The organism is Streptosporangium sp. NPDC006013, assembly GCF_040614275.1.
GTDB lineage: Bacteria > Actinomycetota > Actinomycetes > Streptosporangiales > Streptosporangiaceae > Streptosporangium.
Genome location: NZ_JBEXUE010000713.1, coordinates 1 through 3,699, shown reverse-complemented (window position 1 = coordinate 3,699; position 3,699 = coordinate 1). Strand labels below are relative to the sequence as shown.

Sequence of the window (3,699 nt, the reverse complement as noted above, 5' to 3'; positions counted from 1 at the left end):
CGACGGCCGGCGGCAGCATCACCGGGAGATAGACGATGAACCTCAGGTAGGCCCGTCGGCCGGCACCCCGGCACTCATGTCGAAATCGGGAGTCGACCGATGACCACAATGACCGTGAAAGGCTCACGGCGGCGGGGAGCGGGGGCGTTCCGGCGTGGGCTGCAACGCAACCTGACCGCCTACGGGTTCCTCTGCGCGGCGCTGATCTGCTTCGCCTTCTTCTCCTGGTACCCCATGGTGCGGGAGGTCCTGCTCAGCTTCCAGCAGACGAACTTCGTCGACGACCCGACCTGGGTCGGCCTGGAGAACTTCCGCACCGTGACGGAGGACTCGGCGTTCGCCGACGCGTGGCTCAACACCCTCGCCTTCACCGGCCTGGCGCTCGTGTTCGGCTACGTCATCCCCTTCGTGGCGGCGATCGTCCTCAACGAGCTGCGACACGCGCGGGCCTACCTGAGGTTCATCGTCTATCTCCCGGTGATGCTGCCGCCGGCCGTCGGGGTGCTGCTGTTCAAGTGGTTCTACGACCCGGGCGCCGGACTGTTCAACCAGATCCTGGAGCTGGCGCACCTGCCGGCCCTGAGCTGGCTGGACTCCACGGACACCGCGCTGATCTCCCTCGTGATCGTCTCCACCTGGATGAACCTGGGAACCGGCACGCTGATCTACCTCGCCGCGCTGCAGAGCATCCCGAGCGAGCTGTACGAGGCCGCGGAACTGGACGGTGCCGGGATCTTCAAGAGGGTCTGGCACGTCACGATCCCGCAGACCAGGCTGATCCTGCTGGTGATGCTGCTGCTGCAGATCGTGGCGACCATGCAGGTCTTCATCGAGCCGTACCTGCTCACCGGCGGCGGCCCGGAGAACGGGACGCTCACCGTCGCCTACCTCATGTACCAGTACGCCTTCAACTTCGGTGACTTCGGCGCCGGGGGCGCGCTCGGGCTGATGCTCATGGTCGTGCTGATGGTGTTCTCCGCCTTCTACCTGCGCGTGTCGCGGGACAACCAGAGCTAGGGAGGAGCCGAGCCGATGTCGAACCTCACGGTCCACCCACCTCGCCCCGCCCCCGCCCGGCCACCGGAGCGGGGCTCGGGGAAGAAGGCAGGGCGGACGCGTGCGGCCAAGGAGGCGCCCAGGGAGTTTCGCAGCCTGGTCTCCCCGCACACGCTCAACACCCCGCGCGGGCGGCTGATCTACCGGATCACGCTGACCCTGGTGGTGGTGGTCTTCACCGCCGTGTTCGTGTTCCCGCTCTACTGGATGGTCACCGGCGCGCTGAAGACCCCCGAGGAACTGGCCCAGATCCCGCCGAGCTTCTTTCCCACCTCCTTCGACCTCGGGGTGTACGCCGAGGCGTGGGACCAGCTCGACCTGGGACTCTTCCTCACCAACACCGTCATCTACGCCGGTGGCGCCTGGCTGTTCACACTGGCCATCGACGTCTCGGCCGCCTACGCGCTGTCCAAACTGCGGCCCGTGCTGGGCAACGTGGTCCTGGCGCTGATGCTGGCCACGCTCATGATCCCGCCGATGGTCATCCTGCTGCCCGCCTATCTGACGGTCAAGGACCTGCCGATCTTCGGCTGGGACCTGCTGAACACCCCGTGGGTGATCTGGTTGCCCGCGGCGGCCAACGGGTTCTTCATCTTCCTGCTCAAGCGTTTCTTCGACTCGATCCCCCGGGAGTTGCTGGAGGCCGCCCAGATCGACGGCGCCTCTCCCGCCCGCATCCTGTGGTCGATCGTGCTGCCGGTCTCCCGGCCGATCCTCGGAGTGGTGTCCATTCTCTCGGTGGTCAACGTCTGGAAGGATTTCGTCTGGCCGCTGCTCGTACTGCCGGACGGGGAGAAGATGACGATCAGCGTGGGCATCGCCTCGCTCTCGGCGCAGATGCCGCAGAACGTGCTGATCGCCTCATTGGTGATCGCGAGTATCCCGACCATGGTCGTCTTCTTCATCTTCCAGCGCAGCATCATGGCCGGCCTCACGGCCGGCAGCCTCAAGGGCTGACCTCGTTACCCACTTTCAACCGCAAGGAGTTGTTCCAGCATGTCCGGCAGCACCTTCCCGGGAGCGACCCCGGACCCCGAAGCATGGTGGCGGGGAGCCGCGATCTACCAGGTCTATCTCCGGAGCTTCGCCGACGGTGACGGCGACGGGATCGGCGACCTCGCGGGACTTCGCGCTCGCCTGCCATACCTCTCCGACCTGGGCATCGGTGCGATCTGGCTCAACCCCTGGTACCCGTCGCCGATGGCCGACGGCGGGTACGACGTGGCCGACTACCGTGACATCGAGCCATCGTTCGGCACGCTCGCCGAGGCGGAGGAGTTCATCGCCGAGGCGCATGCCCTGGGCATCAAGACGATCACCGACATCGTCCCCAACCACGGCTCCGACCAGCAGAAGTGGTTCGTGCGGGCACTGGAGGCCGGGCCCGGGTCGCCCGAGCGCGAACGCTTCCTGTTTCGCGAGGGCCGGGGAGCGAGCGGTGAGCTGCCGCCCAACGACTGGCAGTCGATCTTCGGCGGTCCCGCGTGGACCCGGGTCGCCGACGGCCAGTGGTACCTGCACCTGTTCGCCCCCGAGCAGCCGGACTTCAACTGGGCCAACCCCGAGGTCGTCGAGGAGTTCCACGACGTGCTGCACTTCTGGTTCGACCGGGGCGTGGACGGCATCCGGATCGACTCGGCCGCCCTGCTGGTCAAGGACATGGACAGCGAGGGAGGACAGGAGGCGTACACCGACCTCGACGGCGTGCACGACATCTACCGGGGCTGGCGCCGGGTGGCCGAGGAGTACGACGACCGGATCCTGATCGGCGAGGTGTGGCTGCCCGACCAGGAGCGCTTCGCGCTCTACCTGCGCCCCGACGAGATGCACACCGCGTTCAACTTCGACTTCCTGGCGTGCCCCTGGGACGCCGCCGCGCTGCGCCGGTCGATCGAGGAGACCCTGGCCACGCACATCCCGCTGGGCGCGCCCCCCACCTGGGTGCTGTCCAACCACGATGTGACCCGCCCGGTGACCAAGTACGGCAGGGCCGACACCTCCTTCGACCACGCCGACCGCAAGCACGGCATGCCGTCGGATCCGGTGCTGGGCGAGCGGCGGGCCCGCGCGGCCGCACTGCTGGCGATGGCGCTTCCCGGCGGGCTCTACGTCTACCAGGGCGAGGAGCTGGGGCTGCCGGAGGTGGAGGACCTGCCGGACGAGCTGCGCCAGGACCCGATCTGGGTCCGTTCCGGCCACACCGATCCCGGCCGTGACGGCTGCCGGGTGCCGCTGCCCTGGTCGGGTGACGAGCCGCCGTTCGGGTTCGGCGCGGGGCAGCCGTGGCTGCCACAGCCGCCGGAGTGGAAGGCGCTGACGGCCGAGGTACAGGCCGCCGACCCGGCGTCCATGTTCACCCTCTACCGCACCGGGCTGGGGCTCCGCCGCGAGCTGCTCGGTGACGGCACGCTGGCCTGGCTGGAGGTGGGGGAGGGGGTGCTGGCCTTCCGCCGGGAGTCGGGCCTGATCTGCGTGGTCAACCTCGGCGCGGAGCCGGTCTCCCTGCCGGAGCACGAGTCGGTCCTGCTGGCCAGCGGTCCGCTGGAGGGGGACAGGCTCCCCTCCGACACCGCCGTCTGGCTCCGTGTGATCTGATCCCCCTCCGGGGCCGCCGCTGACCGGCCGTACCTCGCTCGGCCGGTC

The 3,699-nt window shown here is 68.5% G+C and carries 3 protein-coding genes; all 3 read left to right on the top strand.

Annotated elements, in window-relative coordinates; all coding sequences use genetic code 11:
* Positions 1 to 99: 99 nt before the first annotated feature.
* From ABZ260_RS48355 to ABZ260_RS48345, 3 genes are read left to right on the top strand one after another with little or no spacing between them, the layout of a single operon-like run.
* The gene (locus ABZ260_RS48355; protein ID WP_355631960.1) at positions 100 to 1,017 is read left to right on the top strand and encodes a sugar ABC transporter permease; all 918 of its coding nucleotides are present in this window, start codon (positions 100 to 102) and stop codon (positions 1,015 to 1,017) included.
* A 15-nt stretch (positions 1,018 to 1,032) separates the two neighbouring features.
* Positions 1,033 to 2,013: a carbohydrate ABC transporter permease gene (locus tag ABZ260_RS48350; protein ID WP_355631957.1), complete on the top strand. Its 981-nt coding sequence runs from the start codon at positions 1,033 to 1,035 to the stop codon at positions 2,011 to 2,013.
* Positions 2,014 to 2,052: 39 nt separating this feature from the next.
* On the top strand, positions 2,053 to 3,651 hold the full coding sequence (locus ABZ260_RS48345) for a glycoside hydrolase family 13 protein (RefSeq protein ID WP_355631954.1): 1,599 nt from the start codon (positions 2,053 to 2,055) through the stop codon (positions 3,649 to 3,651).
* Positions 3,652 to 3,699: the final 48 nt, after the last annotated feature.

Excerpts from the sequence above, each read along its gene's own strand:
- ABZ260_RS48355 (WP_355631960.1), top strand. The coding sequence starts at position 100 with ATGACCACAATGACCGTGAAAGGCTCACGGCGGCGGGGAGCGGGGGCG.
- ABZ260_RS48350 (WP_355631957.1), top strand. The coding sequence starts at position 1,033 with ATGTCGAACCTCACGGTCCACCCACCTCGCCCCGCCCCCGCCCGGCCA.
- ABZ260_RS48345 (WP_355631954.1), top strand. The coding sequence starts at position 2,053 with ATGTCCGGCAGCACCTTCCCGGGAGCGACCCCGGACCCCGAAGCATGG.